This window comes from Pseudomonas sp. S2_C03, from assembly GCF_054668405.1.
The window spans coordinates 2,583,995-2,609,620 of record NZ_CP162766.1 but is presented as its reverse complement, the minus strand read 5'-3'; the positions used below and the strand labels follow the sequence as shown (position 1 = coordinate 2,609,620).

Here is a 25,626-nt window from a genome sequence, read left to right as displayed (position 1 = left end):
GTCCTCTGTAGGAGCGAGCTTGCTCGCGATGGGCTCCAGAACGCCGCTGGGTGTCAGGTGTCCAGCGTCATCGTTGACGACCATCGCGAGCATGCTCGCTCCTACAGGGAGGGGTGGTGAGTGAGTTATTTTTTCGCGACCTTGTTATCCCAACTCGGAATCTTGAACACCCAGAACGACCCGCCCTGGGCCACGGGTTTGGTCAGCTCGGCCATGTCGCCGCCCCACAACGGCACCGCGCCACCGTAGCCGACGGTTACGCCGATGTACTGCTCGCCGTCCTGTTCCCAGGTGATGGGCGGAGAGACGATGCCGCTGCCGGTCTGGAACTTCCACAGCTCCTTGCCGGTTTTCGCGTCGAAAGCCTTGAAGAACCCGTCGCCAGTGCCGGTGAACACCAGGTTGCCCTTGGTCGCCAACACGCCTGCCCACAACGGCAAATGCTCCTTGTGCTCCCACACCACCTTGCCGGTGGTCGGGTTCATCGCCCGCAGGGTGCCTACGTGATCGTCGTACATGCGCTTGATGCGAAAACCCATGCCCAGGTACGCCGAGCCCTTCTTGTAGTTGACCTCTTCGGTCCAGTATTCCTCTTTCCACTGGTTGCCCGGGATGTAGAACAGGCCGGTGTCCTGGCTGTACGCCATGGGGTTCCAGTTCTTGCCGCCCAGGAACGGTGGCGAGACTTCCACGGGCTTGCCCTTGGTTTCGCCGGGCAGCGGTTTGGCCGGGCGCTGGCCCTCGTTTTCCACCGGACGGCCGGTCTTGAGATCGATGTGGCTGGCCCAGGTGATGTTATCGACGAAGGGGAAGGCGTTCTGCAGCTTGCCGTTGTTGCGATCCACCACGTAGAAGAAGCCGTTACGGTCGGCGTGACCGGTGGCCTTGACGGTCTTGCCGTCCTTGTCCTTGTAGTCGAACAGCACCAGCTCGTTGTTGCCGGAAAAGTCCCAGGCATCGTTTGGCGTGTGCTGGTAGAACCATTTCACCTCGCCAGTGCTCGGGTCGACACCGACTTGCCCTGAGGTGTACAGGCTGTCGTAGTCGTGCGGGTTGCCGTCCTTGGACGTGCGTGCCCAGGTGTTCCATGGGCCGGGGTTGCCGGCGCCAACGATGATAGTGTTGGTCTCGGCGTCGAAACTGGCGCTCTGCCAGGGCGCGCCACCGCCGTGGCTCCAGGCTTCGACCTTGCCGGTTTCGGTGGTCGGGTCATCAGGCCAGGAGGGTGCCTTGACGTCGCCGGTCGGGGTGCTGTCCTTACCGTTGAGGCGCCCCATGTGGCCCTCGACGAAAGGCCGCATCCACACTTCATCGCCGGTGTCCGGGTCGCGGGCGAACAACTGGCCGACCACGCCGAACTCATCGCCGGAACTGCCGTGAATGAGCAGCACCTTGCCGCTGGCCTTGTCCTTGATCAGCACCGGCGCGCCGGTCATGGTGTAACCGGCGGCGTGGTCACCGAACTTCTTGTTCCACACCACTTTGCCGGTGTTCTTGTCCAGCGCGATCACCCGCGCGTCCAGGGTGCCGAAGTAGATCTTGTCACCGTAGATGGCTGCACCACGGTTGACCACATCGCAGCACGGACGAATGTTGTCCGGCAGGCGGTGGTTGTAGGTCCACAGGCGCTTGCCGGTCTTGGCGTCGAGGGCGAATACCCGCGAATAGGAGCCGGTGACGTACACCACGCCGTCGCTCACGATCGCCTGGGATTCCTGGCCGCGCTGCTTCTCGTCACCGAAAGAATAGGACCAGGCCGGGGTCAGCTTGAACACGTTCTTGTCATTGACCTGAGCCAACGGGCTCCAGCGTTGGGCGTTGGTGCCCATGCCGTATTGCAGCACGTCCCTGGTGGTCAGGTGATCGTTGGCAATGTCTTCCCAGGTCACGTTTCGGGACGGGGCCGCCTTGGCGTCGGCGCCATGGCTGGTGGTGCTCAGGGCGAGACTGCCCGCCAATACCAAGGCGAGGGTCAAGGGGGAAAGGGCGGGTAGCGATCTTATTGTCATGGTTTGCAGTTCCCAGTGGAGGTTTTGGCCTGCACAGGGTGGTCTGCGGGGTGGGGTGGCGACTACGGAAAAAGTCCCGCCGTTGCCGGGAACATTTCCCATGGGGCACCTGATTTGGGCGTGCACCACAAGCCCTACTACCAAGGTACTAAGCCCCGACCACCAAAGCAGCATGGGGATGGCTGCAGGTGCTTTCTAAGATGACTGCCATAGCCTCTGAGAAGAGGTTTTGCGTGCAATCCTGAGGGCATAACAATGACAACTAAACGCAACGCCTTGCTCGTTGCCGGCCTGCTGGCCGGCGTTATCAGTGCAGGTTCGGTTTTTGCTCACGGCAACGTGGTACCGCAGGCCGTGGAGACCAAGGGACTGACCCCGATCAAGGATGCCGGCGTACAGGTCGATGCCGATGGCTGGGCGACGGTCAATCCTTACCGCAAATCCCCCGAGCACGACAAAGCCGTGGAAATCGGCTCTTCGGCCTACAACCAGAACTGCGCGGCGTGCCATGGCCTGGAAGCCAAGTCCGGCGGTATCGCCCCTGACCTGCGCATGCTCGACGCCGACGACGCCGGTGATGAATGGTTCGTCGAGCGCGTGCGCCACGGTGCGGTCCGCGATGGTCGGGTGTACATGCCAAAAATGGCCGACTACCTGAGCCAGGAAGCCCTGTGGGCGGTGCGCACCTATCTCGACAGCGTTCGCGTCGAGAATTGACCCGTGCGCCTGCTCGCGTGGTTGATCAGCGCTGTGTTGTGCTGCCCGGCGGTGCAGGCGCAGGTTCGCACCTATGACGAAATGATCGCCGCCGGGGAGTTGAAAGTGGCGGTGTACAAGGACTTCGCTCCCTACAGTTTCGAAGACGCCGGCAAGGCGCGCGGCGTCGACGTCGAGCTGGCCAGCGCCCTGGCGCAAAAGCTCGGCGTGCGCCTGACGCTGATCTGGGCGCCACCCGGCGAGAAACTCGACGATGACCTGCGCGACTACATCTGGCGCGCCAGCCAGTTGCACAACCAGCAACTGGCGGACTTGATGATGCGCGTGCCCTATGATCAGGACTACGCGCGCAAGCGCAATGACGTGGGCGAACTGGAAAACGGCCATGTGGTGATGTTCGGCCCGTACCAGAACGAGCAATGGCAGGTCGCCTATGATCGCCGTCGCCTCGACTCGGTGGCGAGCGTGGCGGTGTTCCAGGAGCACCCCATTGGCGTGGAGGTCGACAGTGTGCCGTCGTTCTACCTGTCTTCGGTGTTCAACGGCATGCTCGCCGGCAAGACCCGTCACTATCCCGGTGTACCCCAGGCCTTTGCCGCGATGAAGGCCGGCGAGGTGGACGCGGTCATGGCCATGCGCGGCGAGATCGACTGGCAAGTGCACGAAGCGGCTGACCCGCAAATCGCGCTGGCGGAAAACGCCTACCCGAACATGGGCAAGCAGCGCTGGGAGATCGGCATGGCCGTGCATGAAAGCAATCGCCAATTGGCCTATGCCGTGGAAGAGGGGCTGGAAGCGCTGATCCTCGATGGTTCGGTGAAAGCCATTTACGCCCGCTACGGCCTGCGTTACGACGTACCCGAGATGTACCAGCCATGAGCTGGCGCGCCTGTTGGCTGCTGGCCTGCTGGTTGCCCCTGGCCGCGCAAGCTGCGATCGATCCAGGGCCGGACCCGGTGCCATCGGTGATGTGGGCCTTCTACCACAAGCAGATACTCGGCGATGCGCCGTTCGTGTTCGATGATCGAGTCAAGCTGCTGGCGCCGCCGTTTGCCGAAGATGCGCGGCAAGTTCCGCTGGAAATCGATGCGCGGGCGTTCAAGGGCGACGTGGTGAAAATCCTCGCCTGGGCCGAACTCAACCCGCTGCCGAAAATTGTCGACTTCCAACCCCAGGCCGGTGTGCTGCCCTGGCTGTCGATCCGCATCCGCATCGAACAGGCCACACCGTTGCGCGCCGCCGTGCAGACGCGCGATGGCCTGTGGCATGTGGGCTCGGTCCTGATCGATGCGGCCGGTGGCGGCTGCACGGCACCGAGTGTGGTGCGCACCGAGCCGGGCTGGGAAGAGCGCCTGGGCCAGGTGCTTGGCGGGCGTTACCCGCGTGGCGACTTCAATCGCTTGCGCGTGCAGGTCTCGCACCCGATGGACAACGGCCTGGTCAGCGGTATCCCGGAATTTTTCATCAACCACGCCGAACTGCGCGCCGAGGATGGCCGCTTGCTGGCCAATCTGGAACTGTTTCCCGCCGTCAGCGAAAACCCCAACCTGGCCTTCGACGTCGAGGGGCCAGGGCAGACGCGCCTGATGCTGCGCGACAACAGCGGCAATGAATTCGATGCGGCCATACCTTGAGGAGCGCGCGATGCGTTGGATGCTGCTGTTGCTTGCGAGCTTGAGCCTGCCGGCCCTGGCTGATCTCGACTACACCCTGACACCCCGGCAGATCGCCGAAGACACCTGGCTGCTGGAAGGCAGCACCGACAATTTCGCCAAGAGCAACGGCGGCAACATCGTCAACACGGCGTTCATCATCACCGAGCGGGGTGTGGTGGTAATCGACACCGGGCCATCGCGCCGCTACGGCGAGGCGATGCGCAAGGCCATTGCCGCGACCACCGACAAGCCGGTGATCGAAGTGCTGTTGACTCACCATCACCCGGACCATGTGCTGGGCAACCAGGCATTCCAGGACGTGCCGATCGCCGCATTGGCCGGCACCACTGAACTGCTCCGGCAGCAGGGCGATGCCATGGCCGAGAACATGTACCGGCTGGTGGGCGATTGGATGCGCGGCACTGAAGTGGTATTGCCCACCGAAACGCTTGTGCCGGGCGTGCGAACTTTTGGGAATCACGATTTGCGTCTGCTGAGCCTGGGTGGGCATACGGGCGCGGATCTGGCTATTCTCGACCAGAAGACCGGCGTGCTGTTCGCCGGCGATCTGGTGTTTTATCAGCGGGCGCTGACCACGCCCAACAGTCCGGGGCTTTCGGTGTGGCTGGCGGACATGGCCACCCTGCAAGGCTTGCCCTGGACCCGGGTCGTACCCGGCCACGGCCCCGTGGCCACCGACGCCAAACCCTTCGAGCAGATGCGCGATTACCTCGGCTGGCTTGACCAACTGATGCGCGACGGCGCCGCCAATGGCAGCGACATGGCCGAGATGATCCGTAGCCCCATCCCCGAACGCTTCGCCGCCATCAGTCTGACCCGTTACGAGCTGATCCGCAGTGTCAGCCATCTGTATCCGCGTTATGAGCGGGAGGCGATGAAGCGCGTGGACCAGTAACCTCCCCTGTAGGAGCGAGCATGCTCGCGATGGATTCAAGAACGCCGAGGGGGATCAGGCCTCCCGCGTTATCGTTGACGACCATCGCGAGCATGCTCGCTCCTACAGGAGGGCTGCGGTGTTGATCAAGACCCCCTACCAAGGAACTACAAATCTCAACACTGCGTGCAATTGTTGCAGGGCCCCCGGCGACCAAGAATCTGCACCAGACCGGGAAAATTTCCCGGGTATAACAAAAACCCGCAGAGGTAGCCGCCATGACCCAACCCGTACGTCGCCAACCCTTCGTCCTGAGCGTGCTGCTCAGTGCCATGCTGCTGTCCGGCACGGCCTTGGCCGCCGTCAGTGACCAGGACATTCTCCAGGACCCCAAGAACCCGGAGCAGATCGTCACTAATGGTCTGGGCGTCCAGGGTCAGCGCTACAGCCCCCTCGACATCCTCAACATTGACAACGTCAAGGACCTGCGCCCGGCCTGGGCGTTCTCCTTTGGTGGTGAAAAACAACGCGGTCAGCAAGCACAGCCGATGATCAAGGACGGCGTGATGTACATGACCGGTTCCTATTCGCGGGTGTTCGCTGTCGACGCACGCACCGGCAAGAAGCTCTGGCAGTACGACGCTCGCCTGCCCGATGACATCCGTCCGTGCTGCGACGTGATCAACCGTGGCGTGGCGTTGTACGGCGACCTGGTGTTCTTTGGCACCCTGGACGCCAAGCTCGTGGCCCTGAACAAAGACACTGGCAAGGTGGTGTGGAGCAAGAAAGTCGCCGACCACAAGGAAGGCTACTCGATCAGTGCCGCGCCGCTGGTGATCAACGGCAAGCTGATCACCGGTGTGGCCGGTGGCGAGTTCGGCGTGGTCGGCAAGATCGAAGCCTACGACCCGAAAAACGGTGACCTGTTATGGAGCCGTCCGACCGTGGAAGGCCACATGGGCTACGTCTACAAGGACGGCAAGGCCATCGAGAACGGTATCTCCGGCGGCGAAGCCGGCAAGACCTGGCCGGGGGACCTGTGGAAGACCGGCGGCGCGGCCCCTTGGCTGGGCGGCTACTACGATCCGGAAACCAACCTGCTGCTGTTCGGCACCGGCAACCCGGCACCGTGGAACTCGCACCTGCGTCCCGGCGACAACCTCTACTCGTCGTCGCGCCTGGCGCTGAATCCGGATGACGGCACCATCAAGTGGCACTTCCAGAGCACACCGCACGACGGCTGGGACTACGACGGCGTCAACGAGCTGGTGTCGTTCAACTACACCGAGGGTGGCAAGGAAGTGAAAGCGGCGGCCACCGCCGACCGTAACGGGTTCTTCTACGTGCTGGACCGCACCAACGGCAAGTTCATTCGCGGCTTCCCGTTCGTGGACAAGATCACCTGGGCCACCGGCCTGGATAAGAATGGTCGGCCGATCTACAACGAAGCCAGCCGTCCTGGTGCGCCTGGCAGCGAGGCCAAGGGCAGCTCGGTGTTCGTGGCACCGGCGTTCCTGGGGGCGAAGAACTGGATGCCGATGGCCTACAACAAGGATACCGGGCTGTTTTACGTACCGTCCAACGAGTGGGGCATGGACATCTGGAACGAAGGCATCGCCTACAAGAAAGGCGCAGCGTTCCTCGGTGCCGGTTTCACCATCAAGCCGCTGAACGAAGATTACATCGGCGTGTTGCGCGCCATCGACCCTAAAACCGGCAAGGAAGTGTGGCGGCATAAAAACTATGCGCCGCTGTGGGGCGGCGTCCTGACCACCAAGGGCAATCTGGTATTCACCGGCACGCCGGAAGGTTTCCTTCAGGCCTTCAATGCCAAGACCGGGGAGAAGGTCTGGGAATTCCAGACCGGCTCCGGCGTGCTGGGTTCGCCCGTCACCTGGGAAATGGACGGTGAACAGTATGTGTCCGTGCTCTCCGGCTGGGGCGGTGCCGTACCGCTGTGGGGCGGCGAAGTGGCCAAGCGCGTGAAGGACTTCAACCAGGGCGGCATGCTCTGGACCTTCAAGTTGCCGAAGGAGTTGGTGGCCAAGCATTGATCCCGGGCTAACAGGACCTCTGTAGGAGCGAGCTTGCTCGCGATGAGGGCGTGTCAGCCGGCAACGATGTGACTGACATTCCGAGATCGCGAGCAAGCTCGCTCCCACAGAGGCCGAAGCAGCGCGAATCTACTACCAAATAACGAGAGCCCCTCCTGCCAACGGCGCATTCGTCTGGCCGGCGGGGCTCTCTACTATCGGTTCATCGCCTGTCGAACCGACGGGCAGCGACCCAGACAGAGGCTCACCATGATCTACGCACAACCCGGAACACCTGGCGCCGTCGTGTCCTTCAAGGCGCGCTACGGCAACTTCATCGGCGGTGAGTTCGTGGCGCCGGTCGGTGGCGAATACTTCACCAACACCTCGCCGGTCAACGGTGAAGTGATCGCCGAGTTCCCGCGTTCCAGCGCCGCTGATATCGACAAGGCCCTGGATGCTGCGCACGCAGCCGCTGACGCCTGGGGCAAGACCTCGGCGCAGGACCGCTCGCTGGTGTTGCTGAAAATCGCCGATCGCATCGAGCAGAACCTGGAAATCCTCGCCGTTACCGAAACCTGGGACAACGGTAAGGCCGTGCGTGAAACCCTCAACGCCGACGTACCGCTGGCCGCCGACCACTTTCGTTACTTCGCCGGCTGCATCCGTGCCCAGGAGGGCGGCGCCGCCGAGATCAACGAGCTGACCACCGCCTACCACTTCCACGAGCCACTGGGCGTGGTCGGGCAGATCATTCCGTGGAACTTCCCGCTGCTGATGGCCGCCTGGAAACTTGCGCCGGCCTTGGCTGCCGGCAACTGCATCGTCCTCAAGCCCGCCGAACAGACACCGCTGTCGATCATGGTCTTTGCCGAACTGATTGCCGACCTGCTGCCGGCCGGCGTGCTCAACATCGTCCAGGGTTTCGGTCGCGAAGCTGGCGAAGCGCTGGCCACCAGCAAGCGCATTGCCAAGATCGCGTTCACCGGCTCCACCCCCATTGGCGCGCACATCATGCATTGCGCGGCCGAGAACATCATCCCGAGCACTGTCGAGCTGGGCGGCAAGTCGCCGAACATCTTCTTCGAAGACATCATGAAGGCTGAGCCTGCGTTCATCGAGAAAGCGGCCGAAGGCCTGGTGCTGGCGTTCTTCAATCAGGGCGAAGTCTGCACCTGCCCATCCCGCGCCCTGGTGCAGGAGTCGATCTACGAGCCGTTCATGGCCGAGGTAATGAAGAAGATCGTCAAAATCAAGCGCGGCAACCCGTTGGACACCGACACCATGGTCGGTGCCCAGGCGTCTGAGCAGCAATACGACAAGATCCTCTCGTACCTGACCATCGCCCAGGAGGAGGGCGCTGAGCTGCTCACCGGCGGTGCGGCCGAGCGTCTGGAGGGCGACCTGTCCAGCGGCTATTACATTCAGCCGACCCTGCTCAAGGGCACCAACAAGATGCGCGTATTCCAGGAAGAAATCTTCGGCCCGGTGGTGGGCGTCACCACCTTCAAGGACGAAGCCGAAGCCCTGGCCATCGCCAACGACACCGAGTTCGGCCTCGGTGCCGGCCTCTGGACCCGCGACATCAACCGCGCCTACCGCATGGGCCGGGCCATCAAGGCCGGGCGCGTGTGGACCAACTGCTATCACCTGTACCCGGCCCATGCCGCGTTCGGTGGCTACAAAAAGTCCGGGGTAGGGCGTGAAAACCACAAGATGATGCTCGACCACTACCAGCAAACCAAAAACCTGCTGGTGAGCTACGACATCAATCCGTTGGGGTTCTTCTAACCCTCTGAAGCAAACACGACCCACTGTAGGAGCGGGCTTGCCCGCGATGAGGGTGTATCAGTCGCCGATGATGTGGCTGACACACCGCCATCGCGGGCAAGCCCGCTCCTACAGTGGGTATTGTGTTTTTATCAGATTGATCACCTCCTACCAACGCACCCCACACCTTCGTTCGAAAGTAGCATTCGACCCCCGCACGCACCGTGCATTAATGACCTTACCGGAATTGCCCGGCATAAGAAGAGGATTGACCCATGTGGACTAAACCCGCGTTTACCGACCTGCGCATTGGCTTCGAAGTGACGATGTATTTCGCCAACCGCTGATCGATCACCCGGCCAGCCGTGGTGTTGGCCGGGCCTGCCTTCTGGAGCATTGCCCATGCACATCCGTGTTCTCGGCTCCGCCGCTGGCGGTGGTTTTCCGCAGTGGAACTGCAATTGCCGGCAATGCTCCGGCCTGCGCAATGGCAGCCTGCGCGCGCAGCCACGGACGCAGTCCTCGATTGCCCTGAGCGACAACGGTGTGAACTGGCTGCTGTGCAATGCCTCCCCGGATATCCGCACGCAACTGGAGAGTTTCGCGCCGCTGCAACCGGGTCGCCGTCTGCGTGACACGGCGATTGCCGGCGTATTGTTGATGGACAGCCAGATCGACCATTGCACCGGTCTGTTGAGCCTGCGCGAAGGTTGTCCGCATTCGGTGTGGTGCACCGCGCGGGTGCATGAAGACCTGAGCAGCGGTTTCCCGTTGTTCAACATGCTCAAGCACTGGAATGGCGGCTTGTTGTGGCGGCCAATCGAACTGGACCACGAGCCGTTCCACATCCCGGCCTGCGAGCATTTGCGCCTGCGCGCCATTCCGCTGGTCAGCAACGCACCGCCGTACTCGCCCAATCGTGGCAACCCGCAACCCGGCGACACCATCGGCCTGTTCATCGAAGACCTGCGCTCCGGCGCGGCCGTGTTCTATGCCCCGGGCCTGGGGCAGATCGATGACCACGTGGCGAACTGGATGGACCGCGCCGATTGTCTGCTGCTGGACGGTACGTTGTGGCGTGATGACGAGATGCGGGTATGTGGCGTCGGCCAGAGCCTGGGCAGCGAAATGGGCCACCTGCCGCAAAGCGGGCCGGGTGGGATGCTGGAGTTGCTCCAGGATTTCCCCCGCCAGCGCAAGGTGCTGATTCACATCAACAACACCAACCCGATCCTGGATGAGGACTCGGCGGAGCGGGCGTTGCTGGAGCGGCGGGGGATCGAGGTGGCTTATGACGGGATGAGTATTGTGTTGTAGCTGCCGGCTTTATCGCGGCGGTGCGACGAGGCCCGCCCAGACAACAACAAAAATAACCGGAGAAACAACATGCCCCAACCCCCCATGACCCGCACCCAATTCGAGCAAGCCCTGCGCGCCAAGGGCGCCTACTACCATATCCATCATCCCTTCCATCAGGCGATGTACGCAGGCCGTGCCACCCGCGAACAAATCCAGGGCTGGGTCGCCAACCGTTTTTACTACCAGGTCAATATCCCGCTCAAGGACGCCGCCATCCTCGCCAATTGCCCCGACCGCGACGTGCGCCGGGAATGGTTGCAACGGATTCTCGATCATGACGGTGCGCCTGGCAGCGAGGGCGGCATCGAAGCCTGGTTGCGCCTGGGCGAAGCGGTCGGCCTGGACCGCGAACAGATCCTGTCCCAGGAGCTGGTGTTGCCCGGCGTGCGCTTCGCCGTGGACGCCTATGTCAACTTCGCCCGCCGCGCCTGTTGGCAGGAAGCCGCAAGCAGCTCATTGACCGAGCTGTTCGCGCCGCAGATCCATCAGTCGCGGCTCGACGCCTGGCCGACGCATTACCCGTGGATCGACGCCACAGGCTACGACTATTTCCGCACCCGCTTGAGCCAGGCTCGTCGCGACGTGGAGCATGGCTTGCGAATCACCCTGGAACATTACGTGACCTTCGAGGGCCAGCAACGCATGCTGGAAATCCTCCAGTTCAAACTCGACATTTTGTGGAGCATGCTCGACGCCATGAGCATGGCTTACGAGCTGGAGCGTCCGCCGTATCACACCGTCACCCGGGACAGCGTCTGGCACCGGGGGATCGCCTTGTGAGCCCGATCGACCGCACGCAGTCGCCGGTGTTGCGCCGGGGTTTTCGCCTGCAATGGGAGCCACGCCAGGACTGCCACGTATTGCTGTACCCCGAGGGCATGATCAAGCTCAATGGTAGCGCCGGGCAGATTCTCGGTCTGGTGGATGGCCAGCGCAGCGTTGCGGCGATCATTGAGTTGCTGGCCGCAGAGCACCCCGGCGTGCCCGGGATCGACGAGGATGTGCTGGCGTTCCTGGAGGTGGCCCATGCGCAGTTCTGGATCGAATGACACGCTGCCCGGTCCACCGCTGTGGCTGCTCGCCGAGCTGACGTATCGCTGCCCCCTGCAATGCCCGTATTGCTCGAACCCCCTTGATTTCGCCCAGCAGGGCACGGAGTTGACCACCCAGGAGTGGATACGCGTATTCGCCGAGGCCAGGGAAATGGGCGCGGCACAATTGGGCTTCTCCGGTGGCGAACCGCTGGTGCGCCAGGACTTGGCCGAACTGATCAAGGCGGCCCGGGACATGGGCTATTACACCAACCTGATCACGTCGGGTATCGGCTTGACGGAAGACAAGATTGCCCAGTTCAAGGTGGCTGGGCTCGACCACATCCAGATCAGCTTCCAGGCCGCGGACGAGACGGTCAACAACATGCTCGCCGGCTCACGCAAGGCATTCGCGCAGAAACTGGCGATGGCCAGGGCGGTGAAGGCCCAGGGTTACCCGATGGTGCTGAACTTCGTCACCCATCGGCACAATATCGATCACATCGACCGCATCATCGAGCTGTGCCTGGAGCTGGAAGCGGATTTCGTCGAATTGGCCACCTGCCAGTTCTACGGTTGGGCCGAACTCAATCGGATCGGCCTGTTGCCGACCCGCGAGCAATTGCAGCGCGCCGAACAGGTCACCCACGACTACCGCCAGCGTCTGGAAGCCCAGGGTCATCCTTGCAAACTGATCTTCGTCACCCCGGATTACTACGAGGAGCGCCCCAAGACCTGCATGAATGGCTGGGCCAATCTGTTTCTCGACATTACCCCTGATGGCACCGCGCTGCCCTGTCACAGCGCCCGTCAGTTGCCGGTGCAGTTTCCCAACGTACGTGAACACAGTATCGAGCACATCTGGAACGACTCGTTCGGCTTCAACCGCTTTCGCGGCGATACCTGGATGAAAGAGCCTTGCCGCTCGTGCGATGAAAAACACAAGGATCTCGGCGGTTGCCGCTGCCAGGCGTTCATGCTCACCGGCGATGCCGAAAATGCCGACCCTGTTTGTGCGAAGTCGCCGCACCACGGGATCATCCTCAAGGCCCGGGAGGAGGCCGATGCGCCGGGGTTGGGGATGGCGCAGCTGACGTTGCGCAACGAAAAGGCGTCGCGGCTGATCTATCGCGGTTAGGCCCAACACTGGCACTGCCCCTGTGGGAGCGGGCTTGCCCGCGATAGCGGTGTATCAGTCACACCATCAGTGCCTGACACACCCTCATCGCGGGCAAGCCCGCTCCCACAGGTCAATTGGTCTGATTGCATTCGCAGCAATATCGGTTAACGTGACCCTATCTTCCAAAACAATAAGAAACAGGCTTTCAAATGAGCCAGAGTCTCAGCCAGCTGCGTAAATTCGTTTCACCTGAAATCATCTTCGGTGCCGGGTGCCGGCACAATGTGGGTAATTACGCCAAGACCTTCGGCGCGCGCAAGGTGATGGTCGTCAGCGACCCCGGGGTGATCGCCGCCGGGTGGGTGGCCGATGTCGAGGCCAGCCTGCAGGCGATCGGTATCGATTACTGCCTGTACTCCGACGTGTCGCCCAACCCACGGGTCGAGGAAGTCATGCTCGGTTCCGAGATCTACCGGGAAAACCATTGCGATGTCATCGTCGCGGTCGGCGGCGGCAGCCCGATGGATTGTGGCAAGGGCATCGGCATCGTCGTCGCCCATGGTCGCAGCATTCTCGAATTCGAAGGCGTGGACACCATCCGCGTGCCCAGCCCGCCCTTGATCCTGATCCCGACCACGGCCGGCACGTCGGCGGACGTGTCGCAGTTCGTGATCATTTCCAACCAGCAGGAGCGCATGAAGTTCTCCATCGTCAGCAAGGCGGTGGTGCCGGACGTATCGTTGATCGACCCGGAAACCACGCTGAGCATGGACCCGTTCCTGTCCGCCTGCACCGGCATCGACGCGCTGGTGCATGCCATCGAGGCGTTTGTGTCCACCGGAAACGGGCCGTTGACCGATCCCCATGCCCTGGAGGCGATGCGCCTGATCAATGGCAACCTCGTGCAGATGATCGCCAACCCGACGGACATCGCCCTGCGCGAGAAGATCATGCTCGGCAGCATGCAGGCCGGCCTGGCATTCTCCAACGCGATTCTCGGCGCAGTGCACGCCATGTCCCACAGCCTGGGCGGTTTCCTCGACTTGCCCCACGGGCTGTGCAATGCCGTGTTGGTCGAGCACGTGGTGGCGTTCAACTACAGCTCGGCGCCGGAGCGTTTCAAGGTCATTGCCGGGACGTTTGGCATCGATTGTCGGGGCCTCAATCACCGGCAGATCTGCGGACGCCTGGTGGAACACCTGATTGCCCTCAAGCACGCCATCGGCTTCCACGAAACCCTTGGCTTGCATGGCGTTCGCACGGCGGACATCCCCTTCCTGTCGCAACACGCCATGGACGACCCGTGCATCCTGACCAATCCGCGCGAGTCCAGCCAGCGTGATGTCGAGGTCGTCTATGGCGAAGCCCTCTGACGACCAGCAACGCGCACTTGCTGGGCTGCTTGGCCTGGGCAGCCACTCGGCGCGCAAGAGCCACTACCCGGAACTCGCCGCGCGCCTGGATGAACTGGAAGCCGAGCGCAACCGCTACAAATGGCTGTTCGAGAACGCCGTGCACGGGATTTTCCAGGCCAGCCTGGAGCAGGGCATGCGCGCCGCCAACCCGGCGATGGCGCGCATGCTCGGCTACCAGAACCCGCAGCAGGTGCTGTTTTCCCTGGCGGACCTGGCGAGCAACCTGTTTGTCGGCGGCGCGCAAGAGTTGGAAAACATCGGCGAAATCCTTCGTCACCAGGGCAGCCTGCACGGTTACGAAACCCAGTTGCGCCGTCAGGACGGCAGTCACCTCGATGTGTTGATGAACCTCTTGCTCAAGCCAGGCCAGGAAGGTCTGGTCGAAGGCTTCGTCGCCGACATCACCGAGCGCAAGCAGGCCCAGCAACGCCTCCAGCAACTCAACGACGAACTGGAGCAGCGAGTCACCGCGCGTACCGATGAACTGCTCGAGGCCAATCGCAACCTCCAACAGCAGATCACCCAGCGCAAGCAGATTGCCGAAGCGCTGCGCGATGCCCGCGACGCCGCCGAATCGGCCAACCGCAGCAAGGACAAATACCTCGCCGCCGCCAGTCACGATCTGTTGCAACCGCTCAATGCCGCGCGTTTGCTGATTTCCACCTTGCGTGAACGAAAGCTGCCGGAGGTCGAGCAGGTGCTGGTCGAGCGCACTCACCAGGCCCTGGAGGGTGCGGAGGACCTGCTCACCGATTTGCTCGATATTTCCCGTCTCGATCAAGCGGCGGTGAAGCCGGACGTGGCGCTGTATCGCCTCGACGAATTGCTTGGGCCTCTGGTGTCGGAGTTTCAGTCGGTGGCGGCTGCCGCCGGGCTGAATCTGCGTGCACACATTGGCGACTACGCCATTCGCACTGACTTGCGCCTGGTGACGCGCATCCTGCGCAACTTCCTCAGCAACGCCTGCCGCTATACGGAACAGGGCAGCATCCTGCTCGGTGCACGCAAGCGCGGCGAACACTTGCGCCTGGAAGTCTGGGATACCGGGCGTGGTATCCCCGCGGATCGTCTCGATTCGATCTTCCTGGAGTTCAACCAACTGGATGTCGGTCGCGCCGCTGACCGAAAGGGCGTGGGCCTGGGGCTCGCGATCGTCGAGCGCATCGCCAAGATCCTCGACTATCGCATTCAGGTGCAGTCGCGGCCGGGGCGCGGCTCGATGTTCAGCATCGAGGTGCCGATTTCCAAGGAGGTGCCATTGCCCATCAGCCTTGCTGCGCCACAGGCGAGCACCGGCAATCCGCTGCCGGGACGTCGGCTACTGGTGCTGGACAACGAAGTGGCCATTTTGCAAAGCATGAGCGCATTGCTCGGCGAGTGGGGTTGCGAAGTGGTCACCGCCACCGACGAAGAGGCAGCGCTGGCGGCGCTGCAGGGCCGAGCGCCCGAACTGATCCTGGCGGACTACCACCTCGATCATGGCGTGGTGGGCTGTGATGTGGTGCGCCATCTGCGCGAACATTTCCGTCGGGCGATCCCGGCGGTGATCATCACCGCCGATCGCACCGACCAATGCCGGCGTTCACTGCAAAAGCTCGAAGCGCCGTTGCTGAACAAACCGGTGAAGCCCGGCAAGTTGCGGGCGGTGTTGAGTCAGATGTTGGTCTAGTTGTGGGAGCCTTACCTGTAGGAGCGAGCTTGCTCGCGATGAGGGGTGTCAGTCACCGACGATGTGATTGATTGACCGCCATCGCGAGCAAGCTCGCTCCTACAGGTTTTGGGAACACCGTCAGCCCTTGTGAGAGCGGGCTTGCCCGCGATGGTCGTCAACGATGGCGCGGGGTGTCTGGATGCCAGCGGTGTCTGGTCCACCATCGCGAGCAAGCTCGCTCCTACAGGTTTTGGGAACACCGTCAGCCCTTGTGGGAGCGGGCTTGCCCGCGATGGTCGTTAACGATGACGCGGGGTGCCTGGATGCCAGCGGGGTCTAGTCCACCATCGCGAGCTTGCTCGCTCCTACAGGGGGTGGGTTAGAGGGGGTGTATTGCAGGCTGAATGCCATTTCCACGCTTTGATCCTGCTCCAGCAACACCAACCCCGGACGCCCCGGCAAGTGGTGCGCGTTGACTGGGTGGCTGACCGGTTCGATGCAGAAAAATCCCAGGTCTACCGGGCAATACAGCAGGAAATAGTCGCTGCCCTGAGCCTGGCATTCCAGCTGGTAACCCAGGTCAGGTTGCTGGATCAGGCAGTAGCCATCCCAGCCGCAGAAGCCGTTGTCGACGAGGGTGTCGGGCAAGGCTCCCAGCGCCTGAAAATTCCACTCGGCCGGCAACGCCACCTGGCGGGTCGGCAACTTCGCGGCGTCGCTCAACCACACCTGATCCGCCCTGGCCTGCAGCCGCGTGGCTTGGGTACGTGGCAGGTACGGGTGCAAGCCCAGGCCATGCCACGCCGCCCGTTCGGCCAGGTGGGTGACGTGCAGTTCAATGGTCAGCTTGCCGCCACTCAACTGAAAACGCTGCCGGGCGCGGTAGGCGAAAGGCTTCACGCTGTCCAGTTGCAGGACCACTTCAGAGGAGGACTGCGAAACCACCTGCCACGGCTGTTGCCACGCCGTGCCATGGATCGGAAACGGGTCGGTCAGACTGTTCGGTTCCAACGCCAGCCAGCCATCCGGGCGGTCGAAACCACCGTCGGAAATACGGTTGGACCACGGCGCCAGAGGAAAGCAGCCGAGCTTGCCCGGCAGGCCGGTCTCGAGCGCGTGACTGTCGGCGTGACGCAACAGCGGCTGGCCGCTTTCGCGCACGCGCCAGTTGACGATGCTACCGCCAATTTCAGGGGCGAGGGTGAGGAGGGTGAATGGGTCTTCGAGTTCAAGCAGGGTTGGCGTCATGTTGACTCGCAATAGGATCGAGAACAAACAGCAGGAGCTTTAGGGGCTCCTGCTGGTCAGTGCGTGATTACAACACCAGGTGTGGCAGCCACAGCGACAGCGCAGGGATGTAGGTCACGGCCATCAGTACCAGGAACAGCACGGCGTAGAACGGCAGCAGCGCCTTCACGGTTTTCTCGATCGACACTTTGCCCACGGCCGAGCCGACGAATAACACCGCGCCCACGGGCGGTGTTATCAGGCCAATCCCCAGGTTCACCAGCATGATCATGCCGAACTGCACCGGGTCGACGCCAATGCCGAGAATCACCGGCATCAGGATCGGCGTCAGGATCAGGATCAGCGGCGCCATGTCCATCACCGTGCCGAGCAACAGCAGCATGACGTTGATGCACATCAGGATCACGTAGCGGTTGTCCGACAGGGTCAGGAACATCGTGGTGATCTTCGCCGGGATCTGCATCAGCGTCATGATGTAGCCGAAGCTCGCGGCGAAGCCGATCAGGATCATCACGATCGAAATCGTGCGCACGGTGCGGTGCATCAGTTTCGGCAACTCGCTCCACTTGTAGTCGCGGTAGATGAACATGGTCACGAAGAACGACCAAAGCACGGCGATCGCCGCCGATTCGGTGGCCGTAAAAATGCCCGACAGAATCCCGCCGAGGATGATGACCATCGCCATCAGGCCCCACAGCGCTTCGCCGCAGATCTTCAGCGCCTGGCGCATCGGGATGACTTCACCCTTGGGGTAGTCGCGCTTTTTCGCGAAGATCAGGCACAGCACCATCAGGCACGCGCTCATCAACAGGCCCGGGACAACGCCGGCCATGAACAGCGAGGCAATCGACACCGTGCCGCCCGCGGCCAGCGAGTAGAGCACCGAGTTGTGGCTGGGCGGGGTCAACAGCGCCTGTACCGAACCGCTGACGGTCACTGCCGTGGCAAATTCCCGTGGGTAGCCACGGCGTTCCATTTCCGGAATGAGCACCGAGCCCACCGACGCGGTGTCGGCCACCGACGAGCCGGAGATCGCGCCGAAGAAAGTCGAGGCCATGATGTTGACCAGTGACAGGCCGCCACGCACAAAACCTACCAGTACCCCGGCAAACGCCACCAGTCGGCGAGACATGCCGCCCTCGGCCATGATCGCGCCCGCCAGGACGAAAAACGGAATCGCCAGCAGGGAGAATTTGTTCACGCCACCGGCGACCTGAATCATCAGCGCCTGGAACGGAATATCGATCCACCACGCCCCGATCAGGGCGGAAAGACCCAGCGCATAGGCGACCGGCATGCCGATCAGGATCAATGCGATAAAACTGCCGATCAGAATCAGAGCGTCCATTAAGCGGCACCTTCGCTTTCTTCAACGAGGTCGAAACGCACGACCTTACGGTTGCTCTGGTCACCGAGCAGGAGTTTTTCCAGGACAAAAATCAGCGTCAGCACGCCGCCCACCGGAATCGGCATGTAGGTGATGCCTACGCGCAAGGTGGGCAGGGCGCTCATGAACTGATTCCAGGTGGACATGCACAGCTTGGTGCCCCAGATGGCCATGAACAGGCAGATGGTCGCCATCAGCAACTGGGAAACGATGCTCATGGTCCGGCGCAATGGCGGGGCCATGCGGTCGGTGAGCATGGCCACCGCCATGTGTGCGCCAGCGCGATAGCTGGCGGCGGCGCCGATGAAGGTGAACACCATCATCAGCAGGATGGCGGTGGGCTCGGGCCAGCTGGAGCCGGTGCCGAGGACGTAACGGGCGAACACGCCCCAGGGGATGATCAGGGAAATGGCCAGGACAGACAGGCCCGCGACCCAGATACAGGTCATGTACAGCCTGTCGTTGATACGCAGCAGTAGATTCTTCATCGGGTTCCACCGTAACCGGGCGCACACGCACGTTCACCAACGTACGCGGCGCCGGGCCTTTCATGAGTGCAGAGGGTTACTGGACGGCTTCGATGCGCTTGATCAGGTCGGCATAAGGCGCGCCGTACTTCTCACGGATCGAGGCGGTGGCCTCATAGAAGGGTTTTTTGTCGACGGTGATGAACTCGACGCCGGCTGCCTTGAGTTTTTCTTCACTGCTGGCGGACTTCGCGTCCCACAGGGCGCGTTCCTGGGCCTGCGCGGCCTTGGCGGTTTTTTTCACCAGGGCTTGCTGCTCGGGGGTGAGTTTTTCCCAGGTGATCTTCGACATCACGATGGGTTCAGGCAGGATCAGATGCCCGGTCAGGCTGTAGTACTTGGCGTTCTGGTAGTGGTTGTGTTCGAGCAGGGTCGGTGGGTTGTTCTCCGCACCGTCGATCACGCCGGTTTGCAGGGCACTGAAGATCTCGCCGGTGTCCATCGCGATGCCGTTACCGCCCATGGCATTGATGGTTTCGATGAACATCGGGTTGCCTTGCACGCGGATTTTCATGCCCTTGAGGTCTTCGATCTTGCGTACCGGCTTTTTCGTATAAAGGTTACGGGTGCCGCCGTCCATCCAGGCCAGGGCTACCAGGTTGAATTCGGAGTTGGTGATCTTGTCGAGGATCGCGTCGCCGACCTCACCGTCGATGACTTTGCGCATATGAGCCTGGTCGCGGAATACGAACGGCATGTTGAACACATTCACATCCGGCACCACCGGCCCGACGATGCCAAGGCTGACGCGAGCCATCTGGATCGCACCGACCTGAGCCTGCTCGATCACTTCCTTCTCGGAACCGAGTACGCCGCCGGCGAACATCTTGAAGGTCAGCTTGCCATCGCTCTCGGCGACCAGGGTTTTGCCCAGTTGCTCTTCCGCCACGACGGTCGGGTAGCCGGCAGGGTGGATGTCGGCGAATTTGATTTCCAGCGCATGGGCGGCGCTGCTGAGGGTGAAGGCCAGAGGGAGTGCAGCGGCGAGAAGAGTGCGTTTGAAGTCCATTGGGGGTGTCTCCAGTGTTGTTATTTTTTTTGTATTCAAGGCACAGCGGTGCAGCAGCGTTGCTGTTGTTGCTAGGGGGTGAACTGGGGTTCGGCCAGGCCCTTGACGCCGGGGTCGAGGGCGAACACGCCACCGGCCAGCGATTGCGGGTCCTGGTCATCGCCTGGGCGGATCGAGGTCACGAACAGCGTGTCCAGTCGACTGCCACCAAAGGCGCACATGCTGGGTTTCTTCACCGGCACGGTGAGGGAGCGGTCAAGGCGACCGTCCGGGGTAAATCGATGAATCAAGCCGGCATCGTTGGCACAGATCCAGTAGCAGCCCTCGGCATCGACGGCGGCGCCATCGGGGCGTCCCGGGAGCGGTTTCATGTCAACGAACAGCCTCCGATTGGACGGCGTGCCGCTGTCGGTGTCGTAGTCGAAAGCCCAGATCTGCTGGACCTGCGGATGGGAGTCGGACAGGTACATCGTCTTGCCATCCGGGCTGAAACCCAGCCCGTTTGGCACGATGAAACCATCCAGTTGCGCACCGAGTGGCCCACGTTGTCCGGCGCTGTAGCGATACAGTTTGCCCTCGACGGCATTGGCGCCCATGTCCAGTACCATGCTGCCGGCCCAGAAGCGCCCCTGGCGATCGCATCGACCGTCGTTGAGGCGCATGTCGGTGCGGGCATGATCGACGTGGGCCAGCAACTGGCTGTCGATCGTGCCGTCGGCGTGGGGGTGCAAGGCAAAAAATCCGCTTTCCATGCCGGCCACCCAATGGCCATCACGATGACGAGCGATGCAGGCGAGCATTTCCGGCGTGGTCCAGCTTTCGACCTGGCCACTGTCGGCGCTCCAGCGCTGTAGCGCGCCGACCGGGATATTCACCCAGTACAGCGCGTTTTCCTCGGGCACCCAGACGGGGCATTCACCCACGGCGTTGCGGGCATCGACAATCAGTTCGGCTTGCATGGCGCGTCATTCCCTTGGTTGTTGTTATGGGTGAAACGCAATGAATCAGTCGCCGAACGGGCCGGCCGCCACGAAGGCGCCACCCTGATAAACCATTGCTGGATCATCGGCGGCGGGCATGGGTTGCGCTTCGATCTTGTCGCGGAACACTTCGGACGTGTCCTTGGGCGCATAGCCCAGCGCGCTGGCGTAGCGGTTGTCCCACCAGACGTTCTTGTTGTCCGAGGCGCCATAGACCACGGTGTGGCCGACGTTTGGCGCGTACAGGGCGCGTTCGATCAGGTGGGTCAGGTCGCCGAAGCTCAGCCAGGTGCTCATCATTCGGCGGTTCTGTGGTTCCGGGAACGAAGAGCCGATACGGATGCTCACGGTCTCGATGCCGTAGCGGTCGAAATAAAACGTCGCCACGTCTTCGCCGTAGGACTTGGACAAGCCGTAGTAGCTGTCCGGGCGGCGCGGGGAGCGCGCGTCGATGACTTCGTCCTGCTTGTAGAAACCGATGACGTGGTTGGAACTGGCAAAAATGATGCGTTTCACGCCATGGCGTCGTGCTGCTTCGTAAATGTGGAAGACGCCACAAATGTTGGCGCCGAGGATGTCTTCGAACGAATGCTCGGTCGACACCCCACCGAGGTGCACGATTGCGTCCACGCCTTCGACCAGGTGATGGACGGCTTGCTTGTCTGCCAGGTCGCAGGTGACGACTTCTTCGCGCTCGTCGATGGCCGGCGCAATGTTGGCGATGTCCGACAGGCGAATGACTTTGGCGTAAGGCCGCAGGCTTTCGCGCAGCACTTTGCCCAGGCCACCGGCGGCACCGGTCAGCAGAAGACGATTGAAAGGGGCATTGGGCGTGGAGGTCATGGCAGTTCCTGTACGCAAAATCATTGTTGAATTTGTTGTAGGTTGTCGTACGACAAGGCGGAAGTATCGTAAGGGTTTTCAGCTCTTGTCAACGCGACTTTGGTCAAAATTGGACGAAGGGTTTCACCTGGGCCATGGGGGGCTGTAACTGTGGGAGCGGGCTTGCCCGCGATGGACGTCAACGATGACTCGGACATCCTGATGCCCTGCCATCGCGAGCAGGTTCGCTCCCACAATAAAACCATGTGATCAGGTCACGATCCGGCGCTTACAACAACGAAATCGGATAGCTGATGAAAATCCGGTTCTCGTCGAACTCGTTGGTGCTGAAGCTCTTGCGAATGCTCGCGTTACGCCATTTGACGTTGAGATTCTTCAGCGGGCCGCTCTGCACGGTGTAGGCCAGCTCCGACTCGCGACCCCATTCCTTGCCGTCGGTAATCGTCCCGGTGTGCACGTTGTCGCCACTGATATAGCGGTTCATCAGGGTCAGGCCCGGCACGCCCAGCGCCACGAAGTTGTAGTCATGACGCAACTGCCAGGACTTCTCCTTGGCGTTGTCATAACTGGAGTTGTAGCTGTCGTTGGCCAGGGTGCCGCCACTGGTGCCGTTGACGCGCATCCACTGGTCATCGCCGCTGAGTTTTTGCAGGCCGACGTAGAAGGTGTTGCCGCCGTACTTGGCTGAGAGCAGGGCGAACGCGGTCTTGTTGTCCAGATCGCCCGCCAGTGCGCTGCCGTCTTCCTTGCCGATGAAATAGCCAAGGTTGGCGCCCAGGGTCCAGTCGCCCATGGGCTGGCTGTGGCTGAGGTTGAAATACTGCTGTTGGTAGATGTCTTTCAGCTCGGAGTACCAGACGCCGACCTGGGTGCGCTTGTCATTGAACGCATATTCGCCGCCGCCGAAGTTGAAGCGGTCAGAGTTGAACGACGCCGATTTGCCGTTCATGAACATGTCTTCCATGCTCGCATCGTTGCGCGGGCTGTTCTTCTGGAACTGGCCGCCGTACAGCGTCAGGCCGGCGATTTCGTTGGACGTGACCTGGCCGCCTTGAAAGGTCTGCGGCAGCGAACGACCGTCATCGGAACGCAGGATCGGCAGCACAGGCATCCACTCGCCAACCTTCAGTTCGGTCTTCGAAATCTTGCCTTTGAGGGCCACGCCCAGCCGGCCGAAGTTGTCCGCCGGACGACCATCGTCGTGGATTGGCAGCAACTGCGTACCACCGGTGCCCTTGCCACCGTCAAGCTTCTGCGAATACATGCCCAGGATGTCAACGCCAAAGCCGACAGTGCCCTGGGTGAAGCCCGACTTGGCATCGAGGATGAAGTTCTGCGTCCACTCCTCAGCCTTGCCTTGCGGGTAGGCCGGATTGACGTAGTTACGGTTGAAGTAGGCGTTACGCAGGTTCAGCGTAGCCTTGCCATCATCGACAAAACCTTCGGCGCTGGCAGTCATCGGCATGGCCAGCACGGCCAGGCTGCTGCAACCGATCAGGCTGAGGGTGTTGCGGCGGATGAAGGTAGGGCGAGGGGTGCAGATAGAGGAATTGCGGGCGAGTTGACTCACAGTGACGCTCCCTTGTTTTTTGTTGTTTTTATTTTTTGTTATACGTCGTCGTACAACATTGGGGCGAATATTTGCTAGGTTTTCGAGGCTTGTCAATCAAAAGTTATAGGATGACTTAGGGCGTATGGCACGCCCCTGTGGGAGCGGGCTTGCCCGCGAAGAGGCCGGCACATCCAACAACGATGGTGCCTGACCTTGCGCTTTCGCGGGCAAGCCCGCTCCCACAGTGGATGTGTGCAGTCTGAATGATCTGTGTTCAGCGTGCGCAGGTCGCGTATCAAGAGGCGTTATCGTTTTGTTGCACTATCGACAGCCGCTGCGGTCGACATTTTCACCCAATGCCGCCCAGTGGAGAGCCAATGAGCCAGGACGTCCCAACCGCCGACACCAACCGCCGTCAATTGCAGCAAATCATCGCCGGCCTGTCCGATGGGGTGATTCTGCTGGAGCTCGATCAGACCATCCACTGGGCCAATCAGGCCGCGTTGGCCATGCATGGGGTCGGAGAGATCGGCGATCTGGGTGCTAATGCGCAGCAGTACGCCGAGCGCTTTACCCTGCGCTATCGCAACAATCACCGGGTTTCGTTCGAAAACTATCCGATCGCCCGAGTGGCGCGTGGCGAGCTGTTCGATGATGTATTGGTTGAAGTGACCAAGGCCGATGACGAGGAGCGCACCTGGGTGCACAAGGTACGCAGCATGGTCCTGACGGACAGTCGCGGCGAACCGGAGTCGCTGGCGCTGATCATGGGCGACGTGAGCGAGTGGGCCAGCGCCGAGCAGCGTTTTGAAAGAACGTTCAATGCCAACCCGGCCCCGGCGGTAATCTGCCGGCTCAGTGATTTGCGTTACATCAAGGTGAATGCCGGTTTTCTGGAAATGACGGGCTATGCCCGCGATCACGTGATCGGCTCGTCGGCTTATGAGCTGGACGTGCTTGAAGGGGCCGAAAACCGCGACCTTGCGATCCAGCGCCTGCGCGAACATGTCACCATTCCCCAGATGCAGGCCGATCTGAAATTGCCGGGCGGCGGCAGTAAACAGGTGATCGTCGCCGGGCAACCCCTGGAACTCAACGAGGAAGACTGCATGCTGTTTTCCTTCGTCGACATGGAGCCGCGCCGCAAGGCCGAGGTGGCTCTGCGCCAGAGTGAAGAGCGATTTGCGAAGGCCTATCGCATGACCCCGGTGCCGATCCTGGTGTGTGGCGCTGAAGACCAGGTGGTGCTGGATGTCAACGAAGCCTTTCTTGAAACCTTGGCTTATCCCAGTGAAGAGGTGCTGGGCAAGACCCTGGCCGAGATCGATTTCATCCAGGACAAAGGCGCACGCACGCGCATGTTTGCCGCCCTGGAAAAAGCCGGCAGCCTGGATCGAATCGACGCCAGCGTGCGCAAGAAGGACAAGGAACTGATTGATTGTGCGATTTCCGCCGACACCGTGAACATCCAGGACCGTCCCTGCTACCTACTGGTATTGATGGACATCACTGAGCGCAAACGCACCGAGCTTGAACTGGTGGCGGCGATTGAAGAGGTCATGAAAGACGCGTCGTGGTTCAGTCGCACATTGATCGAAAAACTCGCGAACGCCAAGAACGTCAACAAACCCAAGCTGCCCACGGCGTCCTTCACCGACCTGACGGCCCGGGAGCGCGACGTGTTGGGGCTGATCTGTGAAGGCCTCGCCGACAAGGAAATCGCCGCACGCCTGAAGCTGGCACCCAACACCGTGCGCAATCATGTGGCCACGGTGTATTTCAAACTGGACGTGCACAGCCGCAGCGAAGCAATTGTCTGGGCGCGTGAACGTGGGCTGTTTTCAGGGGAGTGGGGTGGCAAGGGGCAGCGCTAGGGTGCAAATGCACTAATACCCCTGGTGCAAATGGAGGTGTCTGGCTGGCGTCGGGATTCTTAGGCTTATGGCATGCGAAGGGTGTCTGCGGATGCCCCGACCGTACCCTACGAAACAGCCAAAGGACCCATTACATGATTTCACTGGCGCAACTGCGTATGTTGATAGAACGCAGTTTTTCGCCCCTGGCGTGCGAATGCGCGATCACGGGCGACCATTCGCTGACCGTCAAGCTCTATCACCCCGGTTCCGGCCAGGTCGACCTTGTTGTCAGCGGCTTGAGCATCGCCAAATTGCAGTCCGCCGAATCGGTGGCTGCATTGATCGAAGAATTGCGCTACGAACTGCAAAGCAATGCGCTGCACTCACCCCGTTCGCAGGTGCAATAGGGCTCTTCAGACGCTGGAACCTGGCGATAGGCGAAACATCGACCATATTTATGACGTAAGCACGGATTTAGCACGCCCGTTCTGTTGTCACAAACAGTGTGTCGATCACTTATCGCGGGTCAACCTATGAAAATTCCTGGGAAACGCGTTTTCACACCTCTC

General features: G+C 61.5%; 23 protein-coding genes. 15 read left to right on the top strand and 8 right to left on the bottom strand.

Going from position 1 to position 25,626, the window contains the following annotated elements; translation table 11 throughout:
* Positions 1-125 precede the first annotated feature (125 nt).
* A complete protein-coding gene (exaA, locus tag AB4N64_RS11760) occupies positions 126-2,009 on the bottom strand; it encodes a quinoprotein ethanol dehydrogenase (protein WP_460125647.1) in 1,884 nt (627 codons plus the stop codon).
* Positions 2,010-2,264: 255 nt separating this feature from the next.
* Between exaA and pedF the strand changes: the two genes are divergently transcribed.
* The 13 genes from pedF to AB4N64_RS11695 all read left to right on the top strand — a co-directional run bounded on the left by pedF (position 2,265) and on the right by AB4N64_RS11695 (position 15,673).
* Positions 2,265-2,726: a cytochrome c-550 PedF gene (pedF, locus tag AB4N64_RS11755; protein WP_460125645.1), complete on the top strand. Its 462-nt coding sequence runs from the start codon at positions 2,265-2,267 to the stop codon at positions 2,724-2,726.
* A 3-nt stretch (positions 2,727-2,729) separates the two neighbouring features.
* Positions 2,730-3,605, top strand: coding sequence for a substrate-binding periplasmic protein (locus AB4N64_RS11750; protein WP_460125643.1), 876 nt, complete (start codon positions 2,730-2,732; stop codon positions 3,603-3,605).
* Positions 3,602-4,360 carry a quinoprotein dehydrogenase-associated SoxYZ-like carrier gene (locus AB4N64_RS11745; RefSeq protein WP_460125641.1) on the top strand — a complete coding sequence of 253 codons (759 nt, stop codon included), beginning with the start codon at positions 3,602-3,604 and terminating at the stop codon, positions 4,358-4,360. The genes AB4N64_RS11750 and AB4N64_RS11745 overlap by 4 nt, the downstream gene beginning before the upstream one ends.
* A gap of 10 nt (positions 4,361-4,370) precedes the next feature.
* Positions 4,371-5,297, top strand: a complete 927-nt coding sequence (locus AB4N64_RS11740) for a quinoprotein relay system zinc metallohydrolase 1 (RefSeq protein WP_460125639.1) — start codon at positions 4,371-4,373, stop codon at positions 5,295-5,297.
* Positions 5,298-5,554: 257 nt separating this feature from the next.
* Positions 5,555-7,330 carry a PQQ-dependent methanol/ethanol family dehydrogenase gene (locus AB4N64_RS11735; protein ID WP_460125637.1) on the top strand — a complete coding sequence of 592 codons (1,776 nt, stop codon included), beginning with the start codon at positions 5,555-5,557 and terminating at the stop codon, positions 7,328-7,330.
* Between the two features lie 249 nt (positions 7,331-7,579).
* Entirely contained in the window at positions 7,580-9,100 is a 1,521-nt protein-coding gene (gene exaC / locus AB4N64_RS11730) for an acetaldehyde dehydrogenase ExaC (RefSeq protein ID WP_460125635.1), read from the top strand.
* Between the two features lie 254 nt (positions 9,101-9,354).
* Positions 9,355-9,426: a pyrroloquinoline quinone precursor peptide PqqA gene (gene pqqA, locus AB4N64_RS11725; protein WP_003253598.1), complete on the top strand. Its 72-nt coding sequence runs from the start codon at positions 9,355-9,357 to the stop codon at positions 9,424-9,426.
* A 55-nt stretch (positions 9,427-9,481) separates the two neighbouring features.
* Positions 9,482-10,396: a pyrroloquinoline quinone biosynthesis protein PqqB gene (pqqB, locus tag AB4N64_RS11720; protein ID WP_460125633.1), complete on the top strand. Its 915-nt coding sequence runs from the start codon at positions 9,482-9,484 to the stop codon at positions 10,394-10,396.
* A 69-nt stretch (positions 10,397-10,465) separates the two neighbouring features.
* Positions 10,466-11,218 (top strand): pyrroloquinoline-quinone synthase PqqC, encoded by a 753-nt coding sequence (gene pqqC, locus AB4N64_RS11715; RefSeq protein ID WP_460125631.1) that lies wholly within the window; start codon positions 10,466-10,468, stop codon positions 11,216-11,218.
* Positions 11,215-11,487, top strand: coding sequence for a pyrroloquinoline quinone biosynthesis peptide chaperone PqqD (gene pqqD, locus AB4N64_RS11710; protein ID WP_460125629.1), 273 nt, complete (start codon positions 11,215-11,217; stop codon positions 11,485-11,487). Before pqqC ends, pqqD begins: the two co-directional genes overlap by 4 nt.
* A complete protein-coding gene (pqqE, locus tag AB4N64_RS11705) occupies positions 11,465-12,607 on the top strand; it encodes a pyrroloquinoline quinone biosynthesis protein PqqE (RefSeq protein ID WP_460125627.1) in 1,143 nt (380 codons plus the stop codon). Before pqqD ends, pqqE begins: the two co-directional genes overlap by 23 nt.
* Positions 12,608-12,798: 191 nt before the next feature.
* Positions 12,799-13,962 carry an alcohol dehydrogenase-like regulatory protein ErcA gene (gene ercA, locus AB4N64_RS11700; RefSeq protein ID WP_460125625.1) on the top strand — a complete coding sequence of 388 codons (1,164 nt, stop codon included), beginning with the start codon at positions 12,799-12,801 and terminating at the stop codon, positions 13,960-13,962.
* Positions 13,946-15,673, top strand: a complete 1,728-nt coding sequence (locus AB4N64_RS11695; protein WP_460125623.1) for a PAS domain-containing hybrid sensor histidine kinase/response regulator — start codon at positions 13,946-13,948, stop codon at positions 15,671-15,673. Before ercA ends, AB4N64_RS11695 begins: the two co-directional genes overlap by 17 nt.
* Before the next feature lie 318 nt (positions 15,674-15,991).
* Here AB4N64_RS11695 and AB4N64_RS11690 read toward each other — a convergent pair whose 3' ends face one another.
* From AB4N64_RS11690 to AB4N64_RS11660, 7 genes are all read right to left on the bottom strand, one after another.
* Entirely contained in the window at positions 15,992-16,903 is a 912-nt protein-coding gene (locus tag AB4N64_RS11690; RefSeq protein WP_460125621.1) for an aldose 1-epimerase, read from the bottom strand.
* A gap of 67 nt (positions 16,904-16,970) precedes the next feature.
* Positions 16,971-18,251 (bottom strand): TRAP transporter large permease, encoded by a 1,281-nt coding sequence (locus AB4N64_RS11685; protein ID WP_460125619.1) that lies wholly within the window; start codon positions 18,249-18,251, stop codon positions 16,971-16,973.
* On the bottom strand, positions 18,251-18,778 hold the full coding sequence (locus tag AB4N64_RS11680; RefSeq protein WP_460125617.1) for a TRAP transporter small permease: 528 nt from the start codon (positions 18,776-18,778) through the stop codon (positions 18,251-18,253). Before AB4N64_RS11680 ends, AB4N64_RS11685 begins: the two co-directional genes overlap by 1 nt.
* 76 nt (positions 18,779-18,854) lie before the next feature.
* Positions 18,855-19,826 (bottom strand): TRAP transporter substrate-binding protein, encoded by a 972-nt coding sequence (locus AB4N64_RS11675; protein ID WP_460125615.1) that lies wholly within the window; start codon positions 19,824-19,826, stop codon positions 18,855-18,857.
* 71 nt (positions 19,827-19,897) lie between these two features.
* The gene (locus AB4N64_RS11670; RefSeq protein ID WP_460125613.1) at positions 19,898-20,785 is read right to left on the bottom strand and encodes an SMP-30/gluconolactonase/LRE family protein; all 888 of its coding nucleotides are present in this window, start codon (positions 20,783-20,785) and stop codon (positions 19,898-19,900) included.
* A gap of 45 nt (positions 20,786-20,830) precedes the next feature.
* Positions 20,831-21,649, bottom strand: a complete 819-nt coding sequence (locus tag AB4N64_RS11665; RefSeq protein WP_460125611.1) for an NAD-dependent epimerase/dehydratase family protein — start codon at positions 21,647-21,649, stop codon at positions 20,831-20,833.
* 268 nt (positions 21,650-21,917) lie between these two features.
* Positions 21,918-23,219 (bottom strand): OprD family porin, encoded by a 1,302-nt coding sequence (locus tag AB4N64_RS11660; RefSeq protein ID WP_460125609.1) that lies wholly within the window; start codon positions 23,217-23,219, stop codon positions 21,918-21,920.
* Positions 23,220-23,578: 359 nt separating this feature from the next.
* On the opposite strand from AB4N64_RS11660, the gene AB4N64_RS11655 reads away from it, so the two are divergent.
* Entirely contained in the window at positions 23,579-25,075 is a 1,497-nt protein-coding gene (locus AB4N64_RS11655) for a helix-turn-helix transcriptional regulator (protein ID WP_460125607.1), read from the top strand.
* Between the two features lie 134 nt (positions 25,076-25,209).
* On the top strand, positions 25,210-25,464 hold the full coding sequence (locus tag AB4N64_RS11650) for a DUF1652 domain-containing protein (RefSeq protein WP_460125605.1): 255 nt from the start codon (positions 25,210-25,212) through the stop codon (positions 25,462-25,464).
* Positions 25,465-25,626 lie beyond the last annotated feature (162 nt).